Raw genomic sequence first — 19455 nt, 5'->3', positions numbered from 1 at the left:
CACAAGAGGCAGGCAGCATACTCTCGATCACCTGTATATGCCCCTTGTACGGGGTGACAATAACTAAAAAAACCGATGGGAAACATACGGATATGACCACGACCACACAACAGCACGATCACGCCCGCCCCCTCAATCGACAGGATTACAAAACCCTGAGTCTGGCTGCCCTCGGCGGTGCGCTGGAGTTTTACGACTTCATCATCTTCGTCTTCTTCGCCGTGGTCATCGGCGAGCTATTCTTCCCGGCCGATATTCCCGAGTGGCTGCGCCAGTTCCAGACCTTCGGCATCTTCGCCGCCGGTTATCTGGCCCGCCCGCTTGGCGGCATCATCATGGCCCACTTTGGCGATCTCATCGGTCGCAAGCGGATGTTCACCCTCAGCATCATCATGATGGCGCTGCCCACCTTGCTGATCGGTCTGTTGCCCACCTATGCGGTGCTCGGCATCGGCGCACCCATCGCCCTGCTGGGACTGCGGATCCTGCAAGGCGCCGCCATCGGCGGTGAAGTGCCGGGCGCCTGGGTATTTGTCGCCGAGCACGTCCCTGCCCGTCGGGTCGGGGTCGCCTGCGGCACGCTCACGGCGGGATTGACGGCCGGCATCCTGCTTGGCTCCCTGATCGCCACTGCGGTCAACAAGAGCCTGACCCCGGCCGAAGTGAGTGACTGGGGCTGGCGAGTGCCCTTCCTGCTCGGCGGTATCTTCGGCATCGTCGCCATGTACCTGCGTCGCTGGTTGCACGAAACCCCGGTCTTCGCCGAGATGAAAGCCAACAAGACCCTGGCCGATGAGCTCCCCCTCAAGTCGGTGCTGCGCAACCACAAGAGCAGCGTGGTGGTCTCCATGCTGCTCACCTGGCTGCTCTCCGCCGGTATCGTGGTGGTGATCCTGATGACCCCGACCTATCTGCAGAAGGTCTATGGCATCAGCCCGGCTGACGCCCTGACCGCCAACTCGCTGGCGATCGTGGCCCTGACCCTAGGCTGCATCGTCTATGGCCGACTGATCGACCTGCTGGGCAGCGGTCTCACCTTCATGTTCGGCTCCTTGCTGCTGGCGGGCTCCAGCTACGCCTTCTATCACGGTCTGGCGGCCGGTACGAGCCAGCTGGTGCCGCTCTACATGCTGGCGGGCTTTGCGGTCGGGATTGTCGGCGCCGTGCCTTACGTGATGGTCAACGCCTTCCCGCCGGTGGTGCGCTTCTCCGGCTTGTCGTTCTCCTACAACGTGGCCTACGCCATCTTCGGCGGCCTCACCCCGATGGCGGTGACCCTCTGGATGAAAAACGACATGCTAGCACCCTCCCACTATGTGGTGAGTCTGGCGGTGCTTGGCTTTGCCATCGGCCTCTGGCTCTGGTTCCAGCAGCGCGCCATCCGGCAGCAGCAACCCCAACCCGCCTGACCCCGAGCCCCGAATCTGATTCGGGGCTTTTTTGTACTGCTTGTGTTCAGTTTGGCCAGCATAAGATAGCCTCCCTCTTGAGTCAGGTGACCGCCTGCCTCATGGCGTTCCTATTCACTCCTGCTATCAGAGGCCCAATATGTTCTTTCAGGTCGTCTTTATCGCCTTGCTGGCGCTGCTGCCCATGGTCAACCCGCCCACCACGGCCACCCTGCTGCTGGGGCTGAGCAAGGGGATGCCGCGCGAACACGTGCGCCGCCAGGTCAACCTGGCAGCCATCTATCTGTTCTGCACCCTCTGCATCACCTTCTTTATCGGATCCTCGGTTCTGGATCTGTTCGGGATCTCCATTCCGGGCTTGCGACTGGCCGGTGGCCTCATCATCGGCTTTATTGGTTTTCGCATGCTGTTTCCCGCCCCCAGTCAGGCAAGCGGGGTCGACATCAACCAGAGCATCGCGTTCGTGCCGCTCACCATGCCCAGCATGTGCGGACCGGGCACCATGGCACTGGTGATCAGCGGTGCCGCCCAGATCGCCGAGCTGCCCAGCGAGTACAATCGGCTCACCATCTACGGCGGCATGGTGACGGCGTTTGCCCTGATGAGCCTGATCAGCTGGGGAGTATTGAAGCTGGCGGATCCGGTCTGCAAGATCCTCGGCGACACCGGCATCGACGCCATGACCCGCATCATGGGCTTCCTGCTGGTTTGCATGGGTATGCAATTTTGCATCAATGGCATCAAGGAAGTAGCACAGGATCCGGTATTCCACGGTGGGGGTGCCGTACAGAGCACACCGGCGTTACCGCAGGTTTCCGGCACTTTTGATCACTTGCCGCAAAAGCCCACCATCTCTGATTGAAAACGGTATCAAAAAGTCCCTGACGATCTGCACTGATCTTGTTCCTGATCATGTTATTGACACACAAATGAGTTAGTTTGTTTTTCATACAGACTTTGTTCAGACGGATGCTGATAGGTTTGTTGATGAATACCCACTCAATTTCAGGAGAGTATGCAGATGGACAAGATGCTGACCGAAATAGGGAGCCATAGCCTGTTTCACGAGTACCTGAACGTGGTTGGGATTGCGAGCCCATCCCTCGCCAAGATCGAACAGCGCTGGGAATATAAAGCGCAAGAGCAGCTGGTCGCCAAGATCCAGATCGACAAACAGGGTAACGCCCGCTACTTCATCGACGCCCGCGCCATATCCGTCAACTGATACCGAATAATCCGCCAGCCCCGGTCCGCCGACCGGGGCTTTTTGTTGTCCGCAATCCCGTACTCAATGACCGGCCTCATCTCTGCTATGACGACAAGCTATTTGCTGTTTGTTTTTTGTACAGCAATCATTCAGCTCGACATGGCTATCTTGTATCCGCCCCCCTTGTTCCAGAAGAGTGTCCAGATGACCAAGATGCTGACCGAAATTGGTAGTCATAGCCTGTTTCACGAGTACTTGAATGTGCTCGGCATTGTCAATCCAGCCCTTGCCAACGTAGAGCAGCTGTGGGAACACAAGCAGCAAGAGAGGCTGATCGCCAAGATCCAGATCGATAAACAGGGCAAGGCCCGTTACTTCATCGACGCCCGCGCCATCTCGGTCAACTGATACCGAATAATTCGCCAGCCCCGGCCCACCGACCGGGGCTTTTTGTTGCCTGCGACCCCTGAAAAGCAAAACCCCGGCCAAGAGCCGGGGTTTGATTTCACTGTGACCAGTTTGCCGCAAGACTTACTGGGTACCACCCACGGTGAGCTGGTCCAGCTTGAGGGTGGGCTGGCCGACACCGACCGGCACGCTCTGCCCCTCCTTGCCGCAGATGCCGACCCCGCGATCCAGCGCAAGATCGCTGCCCACCATAGAGACCTGGCTCATCGCCTCGGGGCCGTTGCCAATCAGGGTGGCCCCCTTGATCGGTGCGGTGATCTTGCCATCCTCGATGAGGTAAGCCTCGGAGGCGGAGAAGACAAACTTGCCGGAGGTGATGTCCACCTGACCGCCACCGAAGTTGGGGGCATAAATGCCCTTCTTCACCGAGGCGATGATCTCGGCCGGATCATACTGACCCGCCAGCATGTAGGTATTGGTCATGCGCGGCATCGGCATGGCGGCGTAGGATTCGCGGCGACCGTTACCGGTGAGCGGCACGCCCATCAGGCGGGCGTTCTGCTTGTCCTGCAGGTACCCCTTGAGGATGCCGTTCTCGATCAGCACGTTGTAACCGCCCGGCGTCCCCTCGTCATCTATGCTGACGGAGCCGCGCCGACCCGGCAGGGTGCCGTCGTCAACGATGGTGCAGTGCCTGGAGGCCACCTGCTCGCCGATGCGACCGGCAAACGCGGAAGAGCCCTTGCGGTTGAAGTCCCCCTCCAGACCGTGGCCCACCGCCTCGTGCAGCAGCACGCCGGGCCAACCGGAGCCCAGCACCACCGGCATGGTGCCGGCTGGCGCGTCGATGGCTTCGAGGTTGACCAGCGCCTGACGCACCGCTTCGCGCACATAGCCAAAGGCGCGGCTCTCCAGCCCGTCCAGTTCGAGGAACCAGTCGTAGCCGAAGCGACCACCGCCACCGGCACTGCCACGTTCGCGGCGATCGCCCTTCTCGGCGATCACGGTCACCGACAAACGCACCAGCGGACGAATATCGGCAGCCAGGGTGCCATCGGTAGCGGCGACCAGCACCTCTTCGTAGACACCGCTGATGGAGGCCATTACCTGATTGATGGCGGGGTCCAGACTTCTGGCGAACTTGTCCATCTGCTCCAGCAGGGCGATCTTCTGGTGCTTGTCGAGGGTCTGCAGCGGATCCATGGCCGGATAGAGCAGGTTCGCTTCGGTGCGAGCCCACGCCTTCACCTTGCCGTGGGCACCGGCAGCGGCGATGCCACGGGCGGCGGTCACCGACTGTTGCAGCGCCAGCAGGCTCAACTCGTCCGAGTAGGCGAAGCCGGTCTTCTCGCCGCTGACGGCGCGCACCCCGACCCCCTGATCGATGTTGTAGCTGCCATCCTTGACGATGCCATCCTCCAGCATCCAGGACTCGTGCCAGCTGCGCTGGAAATAGAGATCGCCGAACTCCACCTGATGGCTCATCAGGCTGCCGAGCAGCTGCTGCAGGCGCCCTTCGTCAAGATCGTTCGGGGCCAACAGGGAGGCACTAACCTGGCTCAATAGACTCAATCTTCTTCTCCACTCTCGTAACGAGATGTTTTAAATCGTCTTGCCGACGGGTTGGCAACAAGCCACACCATCACAACAAACGGGCATGGGTCAGCACTGGCATGGTGCGATGCAATTCGTCGATAAGCCCAGGCTCCATCTGCGCCAATACTGTGCCGCGTCCGGACTCTTTGCTCGCCAGCACCCGACCCCAGGGGTCGATCACCATGCTGTGGCCCCAGGTCTGGCGCCCCGTCTGGTGAGTGCCGCCCTGATTGGCAGCCACTACGTAGCACTGGTTTTCGATGGCGCGGGCCCGCAGCAGCGGCTCCCAGTGCGCCTCGCCGGTCACGGCGGTAAAGGCGGCAGGCACCAGCAGCACGCGGGCACCGGCACGGGCCAGCTGGCGGTAGAGCTCGGGAAAGCGCAGATCATAACAGATCGAGAGGCCAAGGGGACCAAAGGGGGAGTCCACCAGCACGCAGTCCTGACCAGGACTGAAAGTCTCCGACTCCCGATAGCGGCCGTGATTGTCCGCCACATCCACGTCGAACAGGTGGATCTTGTGGTAGTGACCCTTGAGTTCACCGCTTGGGTCAAACACCAGCGAGCTGGTGTGGATATGGTCGGAACCGGCGATAGTCGTCGGCATAGCCCCGGCCACCAACCAGATGCCAAAGTCGCGGGCCCACTCGGCCAGCTGTTGCTGGATCGGCGCGGCGCCGCTCAGGTCGGGGCCGATCGGCTCGGCGCCATCCAGATAACCCTGCCGCTCGCCAAACAGGGCAAAGTTCTCCGGCAGCAGCACCAGCAGCGGCCGCTCGGTTGGCAAGGCCGCCAGCTCGGCGGCAATCTGCTCCCGGTTATCCTGCCAGTGACGGCCAGATACCAGCTGTATTGCGGCTAACCACATGACGCTCTCCTTGTCGCTTGCCTTGTAGATTGGGTCATCAGACGGTGACAGCATCCCCTGCCTGCAGGGTGTAATCCAGCACTATGATACGTGCCAGCACCGGACGGAAGATGGCCTTGAGGGCATCGTGCTCCGGATGGGGCAGATAGCGCTGGCGGGCCGCTTCGTCGGCGAAGGTCATCAGCACGCTGTGGGTAAAGCCGTCATCCCTCCCCTCCGGGCTGTCATTCTCCCCCCACTCCACGGCGGTCACACCGCTGACCTTTGCCGGTATGGCGAGGAAGGCGGCCCTGACGGCGGCAATATCGGCGGGGTGTGCGTCGGGCTTGAAGGTGATCAGCAGAATATGTCGGATCATGGCTCTCTCCTTGAGCGTGAGCAGGTCGAGGCAAGGGTTGGCGCCAGCATCAGGGCTGGCGCGGACTGCCCGGTTGTGGATTGAGCAGGAAAGGGGTGGCCGCTGGCAGGGTGGGCACCACCGCATCGACCGCCTCTTTCTGCTGCTGGTTGAGCTTGATGCGAGCCCGATTGCGTCCCGCCTCGATCAGCTTGGGATCATCGAGCGGGCCGGAGACCCGAAAATCGATGCGGGTCACCACATCCACCACCGGTTCCAGCAATTTGGAGAGGGCCAGCACATAGAGCCCGGTCACCGGCGTGATGGAGAAGGCCGCCACCACCGGCAAAGTGCCACCCAGGTTCGGGGAGAAGCTCAGATCGAAGTCGAGCCGCCAGCGCACCAGATCGGCGATCCCTTCACCACGCAGGTTGCCAGCCGCCCCTTTCATATAGAAGTCGTCATTTTTGAGCTGCCCCTGCTTGATGGTGGCGGAGGCGGACATGGATTCGAAGTAGAAGCCCTTGTCGAACACATCGCGAAAATCGAGGCGCAGCTTGCGCAGCAGGGAGTCGAGGCTGAGCAGGGAGAGCAGTCGCGCCCCCTTGTCGTTGACCTCCCGCAGGGTGCCGCCCTCCAGCTGATAGTTGGCACTTCCCCCCAGGGTCGGCAGACTCGGCCGGTAGGGCACATCCTGCCAGTTCAGATCAAAGGCGAGGGAGCCGGGAGCATCGCCGATGGGCGAGGTGTAACCGAGCCGCTTGAGCAGCAACTCGCTGTTGCTGCTGGTCAGCTTGCCACGGGCGCGGGTCTGCATCCGGTTGCCATCGGCCAGCCAGTCCATGCTGCCGGTAAGCTGACTGCCGGCCAGCCGCACATCCAGCCCCTTGAGGGTCACCTTGTTGGCGCCGGGCACCAGCTCCCCTTTCACTTCGCCGAGCGGCAGCTCGCCAAAGCGGCAGTCAACACAGCTGAATGTCAGCCAGGGAATGGAGGCCATGATGGCGTTATCCTGCTGCGCATCGGGATCCGGGCTGAGATCCGAACTCTTGCCGGACCAGTAGATACGGGCAAACTTGGCATCTACCGGGCGATTGGCCACTGCGGGCAGCCGGATCACCCCCATCACGTCGGGGCTGTCGATCATCACCTCGGTCGCCTGACTGGTCGGCCCCACAGTGAAGCGCGCCGCCTTGAGGGTGGCACTGCCGATATAGGCGCGGGCCAGCTGACCATCAACCCACCACTCCTGCGGCAGGAAGGCGGGGCCGACCACCGCATTGCCGGTCTGGTTCTGCGCCGGTAACCACTGCTTGAGCCGCGCCAGCCAGCCACCGACATCGGCCTCCTGCTGGTTGATGGCAAGCAGCATGGGGGCATCGCGCAGCACCCGGGCACCCGGTTGGCCCACATCGACCCGCACCCGACTGAGATAGGGTACCCCTTCGCCGTAGACCAGTCGGGTCTGCATATCCACATCCGCCCCCAGTACGGCGCGAATGTCGGCGCTACCATCCCGGCCACGGGCGATCACCTTGAGCGGCAGCCGGCTGGCGCTGCTCTTGGCCAGCGGCAGCGGCAGATCCAGCCCCATCCCCTGCAGGTTGGAGTCGAGCGCCAGCTGGAAGCTGAACGGCTTGCCCTCGGGCAGGGTCAGCCCAAGCTTGCCGCCCCAGTTGCTGCGGCCGTTGAGAATGCCGTACGAGGCGATGGCCGCAGGCTGGCGGCGGCTATCCCATAGCCCCTTGAAATCGAGGTCGACCTGATAGTGATCCGGATGCTGGCGTCCCTGATAGTCGAGGGTCAGCGGCTGGTTCCACAGGCTCGCCTTGAGGTTGCTGAAGCGGGTCTGTTCGTTGTCATATTCGAGGCGCCCCTGCACCTTCTCCAGCGGCAGATCCAGACTGGCGACCCGCACCTTGTTGTTGCTGAAGGTGGCGTCGCCACTCGCCTTCACTTCGCTCTCGCCATCGAGGGGAATGTCGAGCTTGACCGAACCGGCCATCGGGCCGCGGATCTCGATCTCCCGCAGCGCCTGTCCCACCGAACTGCCCAGCGGTGAGTCCTGCAGGTAGTCGCTGATGGCCTTGCCCTCCCCCTGCACCTTGGCATCCACATAGAGGTGGGCGCCTGGGGAGAGATCCGGGATCCAGGCATGCACCGAGTCGGAGCTCGCCTTGCCGAGTTTGGTGGAGCGGCTGCGCATATCGAGGCCGGCATTCTGGAACAAGAGATCGATCTGCAGGTCGGTGAGCGCTTTCCAACCGGGGAAGAATTCGTAGGTGGCCTGCTCCAGCGGCACCGCCACCTGGAAGACCCCCTTGCCATTGTCGTAGGGGAAGTCCCTGAACTCGCCGTACCAGAGCAGATCGGCCCCCTTGGCCTTGCCCCCCTTGATGGCGCCGCTCAGGTAATCCACCAGCCCCTTGTCCATCACCTGCAGCGGGAAGTAGCGATCGGCATGGCCCGCATTCTTCACATCGATGCGGCCGGTCAGGGCCAGGAAGGGGTGCTCGAACAGATCGAGACGGAAACGGCTGGCCAGAGTCAGGTCAGGGTTATCCAGCGCGATATCCTGCCCGTAGAGCACCCAGCCCTGTGACTCTTGCCACCAGTCGAGGCGGGCCGAGAAGCTGTCGACCGGGATCGGCACCTTGAAGTGACGGGCGGGATCCACCTTGTCGTTCGCCAGCGCCAATCTGGCACTGCCCCCCTTGGGGGTGAGCCAGAACTCGCCGTTGAGATCCCGCCAACCTGGCACGTCGTGCCAGGCATTGAGGCTCACATTGGCGATCTCGCCGCTGAAGGAGATATCCTGCCACCCGGCATCCGCCAGCAGGGTCAAATCGGTCAGCTTGCCCTTGGGTCTGGTCTGCTTGAGCAGCTCGCTCTGGGCGGGATACATCGCCGAGACCAGCTGGCTCAGCTGGGCAAGCTGGTCGAGGTCGATCTGCGGCACATAGCCCTGCACCCGCTCGCCGATCCGCTCCAGCTGTAACCGGCTGTGCAGCCAGGGTTTTTCGTCAAGTTTGAAGATCACATCGTGGCTGGCCAGTTGCCAGTCCTGACCATCGCGGCGTAGCTGAACCTTGCCGCCATCGAGACCGAGACGATGGAGCCGCTGATCCTTGGGATCCTTCCAGATCAGATAGTTGTTGCCAAAGGCCAGCAGGGTGTTGCCCAGCTTGCCGCTGTCAAACTCGCTCCAGAGCTGGAAGTCGAGCTGACCGGCGACGCTGGGCTCACCGGCATGGATCTTGGCGAGAATGGGACTGATATCGAGCTGGCGGGCACCCAGATAGAGCTGCCCCTTGAGGCGGTCGAGGCGCGCCGTCGGGGCATCGATATCCAGAATCAGATCGATGGTGCTCTCGCCCACCCCGTTGATCAGATACGCCTTGCCCACACCCTGATGGCGCTTGCCGCGGTTCTGCCAGCGCAGTTGGGCAATGTCGAGCGCCCGCAGATCGCCGAGGGAGGTGGTGACGCTGAGGCGGGTGTTGTGCACATCGAAGGTGGAGAGCTGGGTCAGCAGAAAGCGCAGCAGGGCCCCCTGCTGGTGGTCTCCTTGCGGCTCGCGGCTGTTGGCGGGCTGGCTGAAATCGAGAGTGATGTCGCCATCGCTGAGGGTCAGCTCGCCAAACACCGGCTTGAGCTCGTTGAGGGTGCGCCAGAAGTCGAGATGCACCCAAGCTTTGCCGAGCTGTACGGTAAAACGCCCCGAATCCGGGGCGATGGCGAGTTGCTGCAATTCGAGGGCTGGGCCGGATTGTGTCCAGTCCAGCCCCACTTGCTCCACGCTGACCTTGAGTTGTGAATCCCCCAGCAGAGTGTGGATCAGACTCTCCCGGTATTGATTCAGCAAAGGGCCCCCAACCCGTACCAGCGTGACCAGCATGGCCATCAGTACGAACAGGACCCCCAGAGCCAACCAGCCCCGACTCAGCCAGCGGTAGACCAATTACATCATCACCACGTCGAATTGCTCCTGACCGCAGAGGGGTTCGCTCACCACCCGCACCTGCTTGCCGATAAACACTTCCAGCTCCGCCAGACTGTGGGACTCCTCGCCATGGAGGTAGTCGGCCACGGCCGGAGCGGCGTAAACGGTGAACTGATCCGCATCGTAGGCGCGATTGACCCGGATGATCTCCCGCAGGATCTCGAAGCAGACCGACTCCACGGTCTTGACCCGGCCGCGCCCCTTGCACTCGGGGCACTCGGAGCAGAGCACATGCTCCAGACTCTCGCGGGTGCGCTTGCGGGTCATCTCCACCAGACCGAGCTGGGAGAAACCGTTGACGTTGGTCTTGGCGCGGTCTTTCGACAACGCCTGCTCCAGGCTGTGCAGCACCCGACGGCGGTGATCTTCGGACTGCATGTCGATGAAGTCGATGATGATGATGCCGCCGAGGTTGCGCAGCCGCAGATGGCGGGCGATGGCCGCCGTCGCCTCGACGTTGGTGTTGAAGATGGTCTCTTCCAGATTGCGATGGCCAACGAAGGCGCCGGTGTTGATATCCACCGTGGTCATGGCTTCGGTCTGGTCGATGATGAGGTAGCCGCCGGATTTCAGCTCCACCTTGCGCTCCAGTGCGCGCTGGATCTCGTTCTCCACGTCGTAGAGATCGAAGATCGGCGACTCGCCGGGGTAGTACTCCAGCTTGTTGGCCAGCTCCGGCACATACTCACCGGTGAAACGCTTGAGCTGATCGAAGCTCTGACGCGAGTCAACGCGGATCTTGTCGAGCTCGGCGCCGACAAAATCGCGCACCACCCGAAAGGCCAGACTGGGATCCTCGTAGAGGATCTTGCAGGGCGGGTACTTCTGCTTGCGCTCGAGGATCTTGCGCCACAGGCGTTTCAGGAAGGCGGCATCCTGCTCCAGCTCCAGCTCCCCCACCCCTTCGGCGGCGGTACGGATGATGTAGCCACCCAGCTCGTCCACATAACCGGCCACGGTGCGCTTGAGACGCTCCCGCTCCGCTTCGGACTCGATGCGCTGGGAGACGCCAACGTGGGCGCTGCCCGGCATAAACACCAGATAGCGGGAAGGCAAGGTGATATCAGTGGTGAGACGGGCACCTTTGGTACCCAGCGGATCTTTCACCACCTGCACCATGATGTCCTGCCCCTGACGCACCAGCTCGGCGATATTGCCGACCTGAAACTGCTCCTTCTCCTTCACCGCCACACACTCGGTGTGCGGCACGATATCGGAGGCGTGCAGGAAGGCCGCCTTGTCCATGCCGATATCGACGAACGCCGCCTGCATACCGGGCAGCACCCGACTGATCTTGCCTTTGTAGATATTGCCCACGATGCCGCGCTTGGCCTGACGCTCGACATGCACTTCCTGCAGCAGACCGTTTTCGACCAGAGCGACCCGGGTTTCGGAGGGGGTAACGTTAACCAGCAGTTCTACCGACATAAGTAACCTTGCCTGTTCCAGTTTTGAATTCTATAGAGCCAATCCGGTACAACGCGCGCAAGGGAGAAACGCAGCAGAGCACAGCTGACGGGAAATTATTTGAGCTGTTCCAGATGATGCTTGATCAGCAGGTCTGTCTCCAGCAGGGGCAGGCCGACCACGGCGCTATAGCTCCCCTCGATGCGGCTGACAAATTTGCCGGCAATGCCCTGAATGCCATAAGCCCCGGCCTTGTCACAGGGCTCACCGGTCCGCCAGTAGGCCTCGATTTCGGCCTCATCCAGCTTGCGAAACGCCACGTTGGTGGTGACCAGACGCACGTCACAACGATCCTTGCTGGCCAGCGCCACCGCCGTCATCACCTGATGCACCTTGCCGGAGAGCGCCTCCAGCATATCTTTGGCATCGAGCAGATCGGACGGTTTCTCCAGTACCAGGTCGCCCAGCACCACTATGGTGTCGGCACCCAGCACCGGCAACGCCGTCGGCGCACACGCCACGCCAGCCATCGCCTTGTCACGGGCGAGGCGGCAGACGTAATCCTGCGCCTTTTCACCCTCTTCCCGCTGCTCGGGCACATCCAGTTTCAGCACCTCGAAGCGGTAGCCAAGCTGGGTAAGCAGTTCACGGCGACGGGGAGAAGCCGAGGCGAGATAGAGTTGTGGTTCGTTGTTTTTGCTCATATTTACCTAATGTTGAAGCGGCGCCGCACCTTGCGCAGCACCAGAAACACCCAGGGCCATATTAACATCGTCGTCAACGTCGACCAAAAATAGGCGAAGTTGAGGCTGGCCTGGCTGAACAGGTGCTCGGCCCAGAATACCGTCATCTTGCCCACCAGCGAGAGGCCACCGATGATCAGTGCCTGCTGCCAGAGGGAGAAATTGCGGATCTTCTGGAACTGGAAGGCTGCCAGATAGGTGGTGATGGCCATCGCCATCGCCCGCACGCCGAGGGTGCTGCCGAGCAGCACATCCAGCAGCAGGCCCGCCACCCAGGCGGTGCCGACGTTGGTCCGGTGCGGCAAGGCCAGTGCCCAGTAGATCAGCACCATGGCCAGCCAGTCCGGACGGAAGGGGTCAAATTCGAAAGGAAGCGGCAGGATCGACAGGCTCAAGGCCAGCAGGATCGAGATCCAGATCCAGATCCTGCCGCTGGCGGGTTGCAGCATCAGCGAGTGGCTCCTGCGGCGGACGCAGCGGGCGCTGCCTGTTCGCCATCCTCATCATGTACTTCAGGCTTCTTGTCGGTCCACAGCAGCAGCAGGTAGCGCAGTCGATCCAGCTCCACCAGCGGCTTGGCCTCGACCTGGGCGAAGGGCTTGCCCTCCACATACTCGGAGCGAGTCACGGTCGCCACCGGATAACCTTCCGGGAAGCGGCCACCCAGGCCCGAGGTGACCAGCAGATCCCCCACCTGAATATCGGTGTTGCGCGGCAGGTTGCGCAGCTCAAGCTTGTCGAGCTCGCCACTGCCGGAGGCAATAGCACGCAAGTCGTTGCGCAGCACCCGCACCGGAATGCCATGGCTGGAGTCGGTGATCAGCAGCACGCGACTGGTGGTGGAGCCCACGTGGAGCACCTGACCAATCACCCCCTGATCGTTGATCACCGCCTGACCGTTGTAGACGCCATCCAGCGCCCCCTTGTTGATCAGCACCTGATGGCTGAAGGGGTCGGAATCCACCGACAGCAGCTCGGCCACCATCTTGCGGGACTCCTTGTGCACCGGCGAGCCCAGCAGCTCGCGCAGGCGCTGGTTCTCGTGCTCCAGATGATCCATCTTGAGCAGGCGAGAGCGCAGGGTAAACAGCTGTTGCTCCTGCTGCTTGGTCTGCTCGATAAGATCGGCACGGGTCTGCACCTGGGTCGACATGGTGTCGAGCAGGGTACCGGGCGCATTGGCCATGTATTGCAGGGGACTGACTAACGAACTGAGGTAGACGCGGACATGGGTAAACACACCGAAGCGGGAATCCGCGACGATGGCAGCGATGGAGATGATGACGGCGAGAAACAACCGTAACTGAAGCGAAGGGCCTCTACCAAAAATGGGTTTCATGGGTCGTCAAAAAAGAGCCGGCACGCTGGCCGGCTTTGGGTCTTATTCGTAGTGGAACAGATCGCCACCGTGCATATCGATCAGCTCCAGCGCCTTGCCGCCGCCACGGGCCACACAGGTGAGGGGATCTTCGGCCACGACGACAGGAATGCCGGTCTCTTCCATCAGCAGACGGTCGATGTCTTTCAGCAGTGCGCCACCACCGGTCAGCACCATGCCGCGCTCGGAGATGTCGGAAGCCAGTTCCGGCGGAGACTGCTCCAGCGCCACCATGACAGCCGCAACGATACCGGACAGCGGCTCTTGCAGCGCTTCCAGGATCTCGTTGGAGTTGAGGGTGAAGCTGCGCGGTACACCTTCGGCCAGGTTACGGCCACGCACTTCGATCTCGCGCACCTCTTCACCCGGATAGGCAGAGCCGATCTCGTGCTTGATGCGCTCGGCAGTGGCTTCACCGATCAGACTGCCGTAGTTGCGACGGACGTAGCTGATGATCGCTTCGTCAAACTTGTCGCCACCGATACGGACGGACTGGGAGTAGACCACACCGTTCAGGGAGATGATGGCCACTTCGGTGGTACCACCACCGATATCGACCACCATGGAACCGGTCGCTTCGGAGACCGGCAGGCCGGCACCGATGGCAGCAGCCATTGGCTCGTCGATCAGGTAGACCTCACGGGCACCGGCGCCCAGTGCGGACTCCTTGATGGCGCGACGCTCAACCTGGGTGGAGCCGCACGGCACACACACCAGCACACGCGGGCTGGGGCGGAAATAGTTGTTGTCGTGAACCTGCTTGATGAAGTGCTGCAGCATCTTCTCGGTCACGTAGAAATCGGCGATCACGCCGTCTTTCATCGGGCGGATCGCGGAGATGTTGCCCGGGGTACGGCCCAGCATCTGCTTGGCGGCATGACCGACAGCAGCGACCGATTTGGCGTTCCCGCGCTCTTGGCGAATGGCGACAACTGAGGGTTCGTTAAGGACGATCCCTTGATCTTTTACATAGATCAGGGTGTTGGCAGTTCCCAAATCGATCGACAGATCGTTGGAAAAGACGCCTCTGAGCTTTTTGAACATGGCTACGGGAAATCCTAAGAATTTGGAGGTGCAGAAAACCGGCTAACTTTACCAATGCCCACCCTAATGGGCAAGCGCTCAAACTGTCGCCAATCAATCAGGCGCGACAAAAATGCGAGTCATCACTCACTCGCACACGCTTGCAAACGCTAATAAACAAGGATTTAGGGGGATGCCGTTGCGCCAGCCCCCCTTACACATCATTTAGTGCAATACTTCGCGCCGATAAATAATTCTGTCATTACCCCGGCAGGAGCCGAAAATGGCCTCACCTTGCAGGTTGCCATCATTGGCACTCGTTGGGTCAGACAACCAGAGTGGCGAGGATGGCTGATTTGCCAATTCGACCTTGTAGGGAATGCGCACTGCAACATTCGGTGCACCAAAGTGAAAAACGATCTCACCTTGCTTTGCCCTGGCAGAACTGGCCGGAACCGTTTGACCACTTAACGTCAGAGTACTGCTATATGGTTTGGTTAATTGCGGGGGTACCTTGCCTGTAACCTCGTAAGAAGATGTCACACTATTAAAGCCAATTTTGCGATCAGGATCTTTAGGCTCTACCGCTGGCAGGGGATCAAAACCACTATTCGCCAGCGATAGCTGAGTACAGTTATCCTCATCATTGATCACCCAACCACCCAGATCGAAACGCTGCATCAATAACTTCAAAGGCAGATTGGCACTATCGACGCCACGATCCTTACCTGCCAGTAGGCGGCCATACAACAGCTTTTGCGCCCCCAGTTGCACCGCATTACACCCTTGCCCCGATTTGGAACAATCCCCTACTACAGCCGTATTCATATTCGGATTCGCCAACAGCGTAGTACCGCCATCCTGATCATCGACTTTGATACCAAAGCTCAACGTGGCAAACGGTGCTTCTGGACTAGTAGCACGATCAAAGCGGGTATTCAGCCCGAAAGGTGACTGCTGATTCACCCTTGCCACACCACTTGCCCAACTGAGCGAGGGAGATAGTGTAATACGCTTGTCACGCACAACCCCATCCAGAGCATTTGCCGCCACCATCTCAGCAACCCCTTTAGCGAACGCCCCCTGATAGTTCTGTGTCGTTCCTTTCTGCAGATTGCGCGCAGTGAGGACAAAGCCGCTGGCAAAGGGCTGACTCATGTATGTAAAGGCATTGCAGGCAGGTGTGATAAAACCACCGCTCAAACTGTAATCCCAGGGTACGAAGCGGCCCACCGGCACGCTGCTGGCGGGAGGGATGGTGTAGCCGAAATAGCCCGTAGATACAGTGCTTCCTTCTGGCGGCTTTGCCGCCGGTGGCGTCGCCGTCATCCGGAACACCCCCACCTCGCTGACTGACTGGGTGACCTTATTGAGATTGTTGATGCCCATCCCATTAGAGTGGTTATAGCTCGCTGTACCGACCTGCGCATTTTGCCCGGGAATCGGGGCAACCAGTTGAGTAGCAAGAGCGATGTTAGTCAAAGCAAAGTTGGGCGTAGTCTGATTCCCTACGCAGATATCCCCATCATTGGCCGACTCCCAGGCCATCGCCTTGATATCTACCTGAAACGTCTCCCCCGCTTTTTTGAATACCGGACAACTGCTATCACCTGCCACGCAGGCCCCTTGCGAGGGCGTGATGCACAGGCCGACCGGACGTGCCACAAACTTGTCGGACCCCGTCATCACCAGACCCGCCGTCTCGCCACTGCCATTATGACTGGCTGAAAGCTGCATCTGACCCGCATCTGGGTAGGTCACTTTTTTCAAGGTCGCCTTACCCTGATTATCGAAAGTCAGGTTAAGGGTGGTTGGCGTTGGTGAAGAAACACTGCCGGCATAAGTTGCAATGGCGTTGCCATCGATGGAAATCTTGCTACCAAAGCTATTGGTATTTGGATTGTTGTACGTTCCCCAAAAGCCGACAGACCTCACGCCGGTAAATCCGGGCACACATTGCTTGGTAATGTCGTCTTTTTTGACCGCACTTATAGTCACATCCTGAGGCTGGTTGGAATAGGTATCCAGCAAATCGAAGAAGAAACCGCTGTCGGCGAAGCTGAGAGTACAGGCGGTGGCGCTCAGGGCGCCGCTGCCCGCTCGGCACAGGGTGGTGCTGAGCGGCTTGGTGGACGGCGTCGAGCCGCTTACCCCCACCGTCATGGAGCTCGCCAGATTGTTGCGCAGCTGCAAGCTGGTGGTGCCGCCGCTGAAACTCACTGTAGCGGTGTTGCCGCTGTAGCTCACCTGGTTGCCGGCTACCCAGCCATTGCCGCCATTTTTAAGCGGCGTCAGGGCGGCGCTTACCGGATCCGTAAACAGCTGGCTGCAACTGGCGTTGGCGCAGGCCCGTATGGTCATGGTCTCGGGGGTGCAGGTCAGGGCTTGGCCTGAGTGATCGAACTCGAAGTGATCGATCTGGGTGCCCACCGGGCTGGAGTTGAGGGCGCAGATACGGACGTTGTCGATCTGGTGGGCGTTGGTCGCATCCCCGGTCGAACCGGTCAGCGACAATAGCAGATTCTCGGGAATGGCCGCCTGGCCGCTCTGGGTGGCTGCATTGAAGCTGTCGATTAGGGTGCTGTAGCCGCCCCCTGTGTTGCGCTCCACCTTGACCATGGACTGGCCGCCGATGCGCGAGTCTATGGTCAGTCGATAACGGTGAGGGCGATTGCTGTCCGAGCCGCTGTCCACGGTTGGCGAGAGGCAGTCGCCGTTGGCGTTGTCAGCACCATCTTTGCAAGTCCCTTTGAGATAGTTGTAGCCGCTGGTGCCCGAGCCCGAGCCACGCACTACCACGGACTGCTTGCGCCGCCCCTTGTTGGTCGCCCCACCTTCGCCGGAGAAGTTGCCGTACTCATCTATTCCCACCCCGAGCCAGCCACCGGCAAAGCCATTGACCCCCGTCTTGAAACCATATCCGAGGGGCCCACCGAAGGCGCCAGGCTGGGGGGTCACCCTAGCATCCGAGAGCACCACCGCCATGCCGTCCGCCCCGTTGCCGCCGTGGGAATACTGGTCGAATTCTATGGTCACCAAGTTGTTGGCAGCGGGGAAAAGCCGCTGATAGGTGGCCGAGGTGGATTGCCGGGTGCTGGCCTCGGTCATGCCGAGCCTGCCATTGACGATGGCGGGGGTAAAATTGCCGCTGCTGCGGGCCACCACCCAGTTGTTGCTGAGAGCGCTGGCGGAGAAGTCGTCGCTGAAGCAGGGCAGATCCTCTTCACAGATACCGGGCCAGTCACCGGTGAAGGGCTCATGGATGACCATGCTGTTGTTCGTCATGGTGACATTCACCGCCGACACGGCCCCCGTAAGCTGGGCCTGTCCGCTCATGGCCAGATCGCCCGCAATCACATACAGAATGGCGTTGAGCTTGGCATTGCTGCTCATGGTGACCTTGCCAAAGTGGTAGAACATAAGGTCGTTGGCCATGCCCCCAGCATTGACCTCCATCTGGTCGCTCAGGATCAGGTCACTCTTGAGGTAGAGCTGGGTGGCGAAACCGGTATCGAAGATCAGCTTGTCGTTGCTGCCAAGCTCCAACTTGTCGATCCAGTGGCTGCCGCCACGGAAGTAGAGCCGGATGTCAGACGTACTCTGATGCTTGAAGGTCTTGACGTAACTGGCCTGCAGATAGCCATTGATGACGCCGTTGTCGCTCACCTCCAGGGTCTGATGCAGTTTGAGGGTCAGATCGCCGCGACTGCCCGCGGCCGTGATCTTGCCCTGCCCCTTCATCTCTAACTCGTAGACACTGAGGGTACTCTGTCCCTCCAGCGTCATGACGCTGTTGTCCTCGACCGTCAGTTCCCTGATGGCCCAGTCCCCCGCCGCCATGGGCATCTGGCTCTGCCCGCTCAGGGAGACCGCTTTGGCATAGTGGGGCTGAAAGCGGGCAGTGACGTTGCCAATCGAGCTGGTCGACAGCGCTAGGTTGTCATAAACGGTGACGTTCGCACCGGAGAGCTTGCCGTTGCCGGAGACCGTCAGCTCATTGACGTGGAGGTTGCCACTCCCCTTGATGCCATCCGAGTTCCCCGTGACCAGCACCGTCCTGGCATAGACGGTCGCACCGTTGAGGTTGAGCACGGCGCCTCCAGACAGGGAGAGCGCCTCGAAATAGTACGTTTGCCCAGCACGCAGGGTGGCCTCGCAGTTCTGATTGCTCCAGTTGGCATCTCTGTATTGCCTGGCGATGGGGGAGATGGCGCCGGTACACGCCAGGTCACGCTGGCTGCTGAAGGAAGGGAATCCACCAGGATCAGCCGGGAAATCATCGGGGTCGCTGATAAATGCCACATCCTTGAGCGGACTGGCCAGAGCGCCGCTGACGTTGCAATTGGAGATCCAGGTACTCCCGTTCCAGTAACCACTATTGTTGCAGTTGGCGTTCGGCTGGATGGTTTTGCCAAGGAAGGGATAATTGGTATTCATGGTAGCGCTGACGATCTTGCTTTCTCCACTCATGGCGAGCAAACCGGGAGAAGCATGGCTCTGAACCGGGTAGGCGAAAGCTGCAGTACACTGGCTGGCGGCCTGTACCGAAGCGGAGCACCAAACCAACGCCAACAAAAAATAAGCGCTCGAACGGAGCATCATGAATTCTCACTCCTTATTTGGGATCTCACTGCGTCACTCCATCAATAAGCTTCGACCATCAGGGTTCTGCTTACAACAAAATCAGGGTTGGCACTGTTGAGGTCCGAGTTGCCACAGGTGCCGATACTCTCGAGGCGATAGCCATTGGTCACAGATCCGTTATAGGTCACCGGCACCGTGGCGCAACGAACCACAGCCCGACAGTTGGTCAGCCCGGGATTACTGGCAAAGTTCAGTGTGCTGGTTACTTGGCACACCGCTGGTGGCGTCGGTTGAGCAAGTGTACGGTTGGGGAATAGTCGATAGAGCGCCACTTCCAGCCCGCTCTGGGCGGCCAGCAGGGCGCGCACGCTGCGCACCTCCACGGTATTTTTCTCGCCGCTATCGACCAGAAAACGGCCCATGGCAGCCGCCAGCAGCGCCATTACCACAATAACAAACAGGGCGATCATCAAGGCGCTGCCTCGCATCCGA

At 60.5% G+C, this 19455-nt stretch carries 15 protein-coding genes; 4 read left to right on the top strand and 11 right to left on the bottom strand.

Features of this window, described 5'->3' with window-relative positions:
- The first annotated feature begins 92 nt into the window (after positions 1–92).
- From BSP75_RS07615 to BSP75_RS07600, 4 genes are all read left to right on the top strand, one after another.
- Positions 93–1409 (top strand): MFS transporter, encoded by a 1317-nt coding sequence (locus BSP75_RS07615; RefSeq protein ID WP_075112779.1) that lies wholly within the window; start codon positions 93–95, stop codon positions 1407–1409.
- A 139-nt stretch (positions 1410–1548) separates the two neighbouring features.
- On the top strand, positions 1549–2271 hold the full coding sequence (locus BSP75_RS07610; RefSeq protein WP_075112778.1) for a MarC family NAAT transporter: 723 nt from the start codon (positions 1549–1551) through the stop codon (positions 2269–2271).
- Between the two features lie 159 nt (positions 2272–2430).
- Positions 2431–2634: a hypothetical protein gene (locus tag BSP75_RS07605; RefSeq protein ID WP_042057225.1), complete on the top strand. Its 204-nt coding sequence runs from the start codon at positions 2431–2433 to the stop codon at positions 2632–2634.
- Between the two features lie 186 nt (positions 2635–2820).
- On the top strand, positions 2821–3024 hold the full coding sequence (locus BSP75_RS07600; protein ID WP_042658113.1) for a hypothetical protein: 204 nt from the start codon (positions 2821–2823) through the stop codon (positions 3022–3024).
- A 123-nt stretch (positions 3025–3147) separates the two neighbouring features.
- On the opposite strand, the gene tldD is transcribed toward BSP75_RS07600, so the two are convergent.
- The 11 genes from tldD to BSP75_RS07545 form a co-directional block, all read right to left on the bottom strand.
- Entirely contained in the window at positions 3148–4596 is a 1449-nt protein-coding gene (gene tldD / locus BSP75_RS07595; RefSeq protein ID WP_075112777.1) for a metalloprotease TldD, read from the bottom strand.
- 70 nt (positions 4597–4666) lie between these two features.
- Positions 4667–5488, bottom strand: a complete 822-nt coding sequence (locus BSP75_RS07590; RefSeq protein WP_075112776.1) for a carbon-nitrogen hydrolase family protein — start codon at positions 5486–5488, stop codon at positions 4667–4669.
- A 37-nt stretch (positions 5489–5525) separates the two neighbouring features.
- Positions 5526–5846 (bottom strand): Dabb family protein, encoded by a 321-nt coding sequence (locus BSP75_RS07585; protein WP_075112775.1) that lies wholly within the window; start codon positions 5844–5846, stop codon positions 5526–5528.
- A gap of 49 nt (positions 5847–5895) precedes the next feature.
- A complete protein-coding gene (locus BSP75_RS07580; RefSeq protein ID WP_075112774.1) occupies positions 5896–9786 on the bottom strand; it encodes a YhdP family protein in 3891 nt (1296 codons plus the stop codon).
- Complete coding sequence (gene rng / locus BSP75_RS07575; RefSeq protein ID WP_005348639.1) at positions 9787–11256, bottom strand: ribonuclease G; 1470 nt, start codon at positions 11254–11256, stop codon at positions 9787–9789.
- Between the two features lie 95 nt (positions 11257–11351).
- A complete protein-coding gene (locus BSP75_RS07570; protein WP_075112773.1) occupies positions 11352–11939 on the bottom strand; it encodes a Maf family protein in 588 nt (195 codons plus the stop codon).
- A 2-nt stretch (positions 11940–11941) separates the two neighbouring features.
- Positions 11942–12427, bottom strand: a complete 486-nt coding sequence (mreD, locus tag BSP75_RS07565; RefSeq protein WP_042057163.1) for a rod shape-determining protein MreD — start codon at positions 12425–12427, stop codon at positions 11942–11944.
- Positions 12427–13317, bottom strand: coding sequence for a rod shape-determining protein MreC (gene mreC / locus BSP75_RS07560; protein ID WP_042057160.1), 891 nt, complete (start codon positions 13315–13317; stop codon positions 12427–12429). The genes mreD and mreC overlap by 1 nt, the downstream gene beginning before the upstream one ends.
- A gap of 42 nt (positions 13318–13359) precedes the next feature.
- Positions 13360–14400 carry a rod shape-determining protein gene (locus tag BSP75_RS07555; RefSeq protein ID WP_005340051.1) on the bottom strand — a complete coding sequence of 347 codons (1041 nt, stop codon included), beginning with the start codon at positions 14398–14400 and terminating at the stop codon, positions 13360–13362.
- A 204-nt stretch (positions 14401–14604) separates the two neighbouring features.
- Entirely contained in the window at positions 14605–18849 is a 4245-nt protein-coding gene (locus BSP75_RS07550) for a DUF6701 domain-containing protein (protein ID WP_253186617.1), read from the bottom strand.
- Positions 18850–19022: 173 nt separating this feature from the next.
- Positions 19023–19433: an MSHA biogenesis protein MshP gene (locus tag BSP75_RS07545; protein WP_148140652.1), complete on the bottom strand. Its 411-nt coding sequence runs from the start codon at positions 19431–19433 to the stop codon at positions 19023–19025.
- Between the last annotated feature and the right edge of the window lie 22 nt (positions 19434–19455).

The sequence above is a fragment of the Aeromonas sp. YN13HZO-058 genome (assembly GCF_001921245.1).
Taxonomy (GTDB): domain Bacteria; phylum Pseudomonadota; class Gammaproteobacteria; order Enterobacterales; family Aeromonadaceae; genus Aeromonas; species Aeromonas allosaccharophila.
Note: the sequence above shows the minus strand (reverse complement) of the source record. Positions and strands in the feature narration are given on the sequence as shown.